Source organism: Treponema sp., assembly GCF_024696245.1.
In the GTDB taxonomy this organism is placed as follows: Bacteria; Spirochaetota; Spirochaetia; order Treponematales; family Treponemataceae; genus Treponema_D.
Window position 1 is genome coordinate 1 of the sequence record NZ_JAILGZ010000095.1, and the last position, 4,590, is coordinate 4,590.

Here is a 4,590-nt window from a genome sequence, read left to right on the forward strand (position 1 = left end):
GGCGGTTCAATTGCAGAGAATACCTGTACAAAAACTTATGGCACTGGTGTTTATATAAAATATTATAATGATTCTTATGGTGCCTTCCATGTTCTGGATGGTAGTGTAGATGAAAGCAATAATGTTTATCTTCCTGAGGATGCGACAATAACTATAGAAGGGCAGCCTTCGGAAGACAATCTTGTTGCAGTTATTTACCCGGCAGCTTATACATCAACAACTGCTATTTTTGAATTTACAGATGGTCTTGATAAAACAGCTGAAGATGTTTTTTATAACTTCAGGTGTTATGACAATTATTATCTTATTAACAGTGAAGGTTATTATACTTCCATCGAAGGAATGACAAGTCAGGAAATAGAAACAATAGTTTCCAAGATGAATACAGAAACTTATTCTTCTCTTGATTCTGATGCAAGTGTAAGTGAATCCTATATGGCATATAAGCTTGAAGATGTAAGTTCTCAAAACACCTTTACTCTTGTGTATGATGACTCAAGTATTTGTAATCAGCTTTATTTTATCAGCCTTAAGGATGTTACATTTGATTTGACATCTTCAACTGAAGCAGCAATGGTATTTAATAACAGTATTACCGGTTCTATTATGAATGTTGTGATAGATATTACTGGTACTAATATATTTAATGCAAACAGCAGCGGAGCCTTTAAAATTACAGGTGTCGATTCTTCAGCAATTGTAAATCTTTATTTCTACAGTTCTTCTGAAGGAAACCTTACGTTGGGTTCAGAGTCACAAGCCTGTGTTCAGGTTGATACTTGTACAGCTAATCTTTATCTGCTGGAAAATTCAAATGCATCATCAATGACATATGGTGGAACTTCTTATGATGATAGTGGCTGGTCAGAATTTACTTCTGAGCTGACAACTTCTACAAATGCATCAGTAACTGCCAGTTTTATATTAACTGAATCGGAGTAAATTTTTTATACAAATCTTAAAGGGTATCTGAATGGAAAAGGAACGGAGAAGAAACATAATAATTTTTACAATTCTCGGTATTTTTCTAATTTTGATTTTAGTGAATTCTGGAATTCACATTTATAGAACAAATCAGTTTAATAAACAGGTACGAACCTCTTATGAAGGTCGTCTTGGTGAATGTACAGTTGAACTTTTTCCAAGGGCAGGTGTTGCTGATTCCTGGGAAAAAAGAGATGTAGAGTATAAAGGAGAGATTTGTACTTTTACCGGAATGACTTACGACTGTGCTGTAAAAAACTACAGTGATTCAGTTATTTCTGACTGGAGCTTAAGGGTTAATATCAGACGCGACTGTTTTATAAATAATTCCTGGTGTGGAACTGTTGAGATTCATCAGATGGACCGGGATACTGGAGAAGAAAAGGTCCAGACTCTTGATTTAAGGGACTACAAAAAAGACGAAATAAAAATAAAACATTATTTTGTTACACAGGATTTATTTATTCCTTTAACGGCCGGTGATTATATTATTTATCATCCTTCTCTTGCTTCTGGTGAAATGCCTGTACAGGCCTTTAATGGAGAAGCAGGTCGGGTAATACTTGGATTTATTTTTTATCAGTTTAAAGGCAGGGAAGTATTCTTTGATGCTTCAATAAAGTATCAGCTTCACAAGGGATTTTTTCAGGGAACTGCACCTAAAATCCTTATCTTATGTTTTGCAGTCTGGATAATGCTTTTTATTGTCAGGATTATTTTTGTATTTACATTCTCTACACTTAAAAAAGAAAATGCATCTGTAATCCGTGCAATCTCCAAGATTTATTATAATCTTTATAAAGCTAATCTTGATAATGATGCATTCCAGGAAATCCGTTCCATTGATTCAGTTCACAAAATATTTGCAGACTTTACTTCTGCACGAACTGCCTTTGAAAAAATCCCGGATATTCTTTACAAACATGAGAACATGGATGAAGTAAGGGATTTTTATAATGTGGATACATGGAAGGAACGTCTTAAGGATACGGATATCTGCAGTGCGGATTTTAAAGCAGTAGACCTTATAAATAATTCCGGCAGCTGCTGGATCAGGACAAATCTGATTGTTTGTAAAAGAAACGCAAAAAAAGAACCCGTAGAAATTATCTGCGGCCTTCAGGATGTTGATGAAGAAGTTCGTGAACGTGAAGAAAATAAACTCATGATGGAACGCTTTACCACTGACTTAAGTAATGAAGTTGCAGAACAGACCCTTCACATTCAGGAGATTCAGCGTAAGGTAGTTTCAAGCCTTGGTGATATGATTGGTTCCCGGGATGGTAACACTGGTGGTCATGTAAAAAGATCCAGTGATGTAGTAGAAATTATTGTAAAAGAAATCATCCGCCGTAATGCTTCTGGTAATCCAATTCCAAAATATAAAAAGATTACAGAAAAAATTGGCGAAGAAATTATTCGTGCCGCACCTATGCATGATCTGGGAAAGATTTTTATCGACACAAGCATTCTTTGTAAACCTGGAAAATTAACTCCTGAAGAATATGACATAATGAAAACGCACTCTGAACACAGTGGAGAAATCGTAAACCTTATTCTTCGTGATGTAGAAGAACAGTCCTTTGTAGACATTGCTTATAATATTGCCCGTTATCATCATGAACGCTGGGACGGAAAGGGGTATCCGGAAGGTGAATCTGGTGGTAAAATAGGAGAAGGTATTCCTATAGAAGCAAGAATCATGGCCATTGCAGATGTATACGATGCCCTGGTAAGCAAGAGATGCTATAAGGAAGCCATGTCTTTTGAGATGGCAAATAAAATCATGCTTGAAGGAATGGGCACTCAGTTTGACCCGGCTATGAAAGAAATATTTACAGCCTGCCGTCCGGATTTGGAGAGATATTATTCTGAAAACCCGGATGATTAAATTACAAAAAGTTTTTGGAGTAAATACAGTGAAAAAATTATTTATGATTCTGGCGGTCCTGTGTGCCGGAAGACTATTCACTCATTCAGTCTATGCAGAAGAAATAAAAAAACATAATGACAACGGTGATTTGATTTATTCCAAAGACAACGACGGAATAGAAACCTGGTACAGCTACCACTTGAACGGAACAGTTGCGGTAATACATAACAAAGATAAAATCGGCTATGAAGAATGGTATTTCTACGATGGCAAAGGACAGGAAATCCATGTTAAATACAGCAACGGTATTGAAACATGGAATGAATATGATGAAAGGGGAAACCTGATTCATTCCAGAGACAATAAGGGATTTTCTGTGTGGTGTCGCTATGATAAAAACGACAGGCGGGTTTATTATAAAAATGCTTTAGGCGATGAAATAAACTATGAGTACGATGACAAGGGAAATCAATATTACAACAATAGAGGCACTGAATATTGGACTTGTTCCAAGCCTGTAGAAATGGTCGTACTTACAGATGACGGACTCCCTTTACGTTACAGAAAAATTCCTGTAGATGGTGAAAAACTTGGAAATTTCAAGAACGAAACATTAGTGTATGCCACAAAGCGTACGTCTAAAAAGTACGAGGCCGATGGTTTATCTGATTACTGGTATTTAGTACAATCTGTCTCAGACTCACAAAAACAGGGCTGGGTCTTTGGAGCTTATTTAAGCTTAATGTAAAAAAGGACTGTACGATGAAATATCAAACTATAGTCTGGAGGAAAGGAATGAAAAGATTTTTAGTTTTATTTTTTTTATTAACTTCAAATTGTTTTATGGCATTTGTATCCGCACAGGATTATTTAACCGTTGGAGCAAATATTAACCTCTTGTTTAACGGGGACCAGGAAGTTATTGATGAAACAAGTTTAATCTTTCCGGTTCCAAGTATTTTTCTGGAATACAATACTTTTAAAGAAGACAGACAGCTTGGGTTTCATTTAGATGGTGGTGCCTGTTTTGTTTATGAAGAAGAAGACAGTTTAATGCTGGGACTTGATGCAATGATTGGCCCTTCCTTTACTTTATTCCCTCAGAATCAAAGCGACCTGATAATTTCTGCAGGAGTGACTGCAGGTTTTATGCTGGGTGGCACTTTTAAAAGCGAAGACACCGGAGATTCAGCGGTGGGATTTGTTAATATTGGTGTAGGAAGTAAAATCAAATATATTTTGGAATCAGGATTAACCCTTGGCCTTAACTTTAACTATTATCCATTTATGTACGTCAGTAGCAGTAAAACAGAAAACACCATAGAAGAAACATTAGAAAAAGAAGAGCAGGCTTTTTCCGTAGGCATCAGCATCGGGTACACACAGTATAATTAAAATGATTTACCCCTTAGCAAAAGTCATCATCTGAAATATTGCCTGATATTAATAGTCAATAGTTAATCAAGTAATTATTTAAACAAAAAAAATACCTGGCTTTTATACCAGGTATTAAAAAGAAATTTAAATAGTTACTCTGTCACAGTAGGTTCAAAATAAATGTTTCTAGTTTTTATATTATCAAATAAATTTACAGTAATCTGATATTCACATAATGTTGACTCTGTTACTACAGTATCATCCATTACAAATGAAACCTCATCTTCAGTAAAAGAAAGTTTTCCTCCTAAAAGAGTAGAACCTTCTGCAATATTTACATCTGTAATTTTTAAATC

General features: G+C 35.5%; 5 protein-coding genes. 4 read left to right on the forward strand and 1 reads right to left on the reverse strand.

Going from position 1 to position 4,590, the window contains the following annotated elements:
• The 4 genes from K6D58_RS06795 to K6D58_RS06810 form a co-directional block, all read left to right on the forward strand.
• A partial coding sequence (locus K6D58_RS06795; RefSeq protein ID WP_296828901.1) for a hypothetical protein occupies nt 1-942 on the forward strand: 942 nt, incomplete at its 5' end.
• A 100-nt stretch (nt 943-1,042) separates the two neighbouring features.
• Nucleotides 1,043-2,875 (forward strand): HD-GYP domain-containing protein, encoded by a 1,833-nt coding sequence (locus K6D58_RS06800; protein ID WP_296828903.1) that lies wholly within the window; start codon nt 1,043-1,045, stop codon nt 2,873-2,875.
• 28 nt (nt 2,876-2,903) lie between these two features.
• Nucleotides 2,904-3,605 carry a hypothetical protein gene (locus K6D58_RS06805; protein ID WP_296828905.1) on the forward strand — a complete coding sequence of 234 codons (702 nt, stop codon included), beginning with the start codon at nt 2,904-2,906 and terminating at the stop codon, nt 3,603-3,605.
• Between the two features lie 95 nt (nt 3,606-3,700).
• Nucleotides 3,701-4,252, forward strand: coding sequence for a hypothetical protein (locus K6D58_RS06810; RefSeq protein ID WP_296828907.1), 552 nt, complete (start codon nt 3,701-3,703; stop codon nt 4,250-4,252).
• 134 nt (nt 4,253-4,386) lie between these two features.
• Here K6D58_RS06810 and K6D58_RS06815 read toward each other — a convergent pair.
• The coding region (locus K6D58_RS06815; RefSeq protein WP_296828909.1) for a hypothetical protein at nt 4,387-4,590 on the reverse strand (204 nt) is incomplete at its 5' end.

Coding starts and splice junctions, on each gene's coding strand:
- K6D58_RS06810 (WP_296828907.1), top strand. CDS start 3,701: ATGGCATTTGTATCCGCACAGGATTATTTAACCGTTGGAGCAAATATT.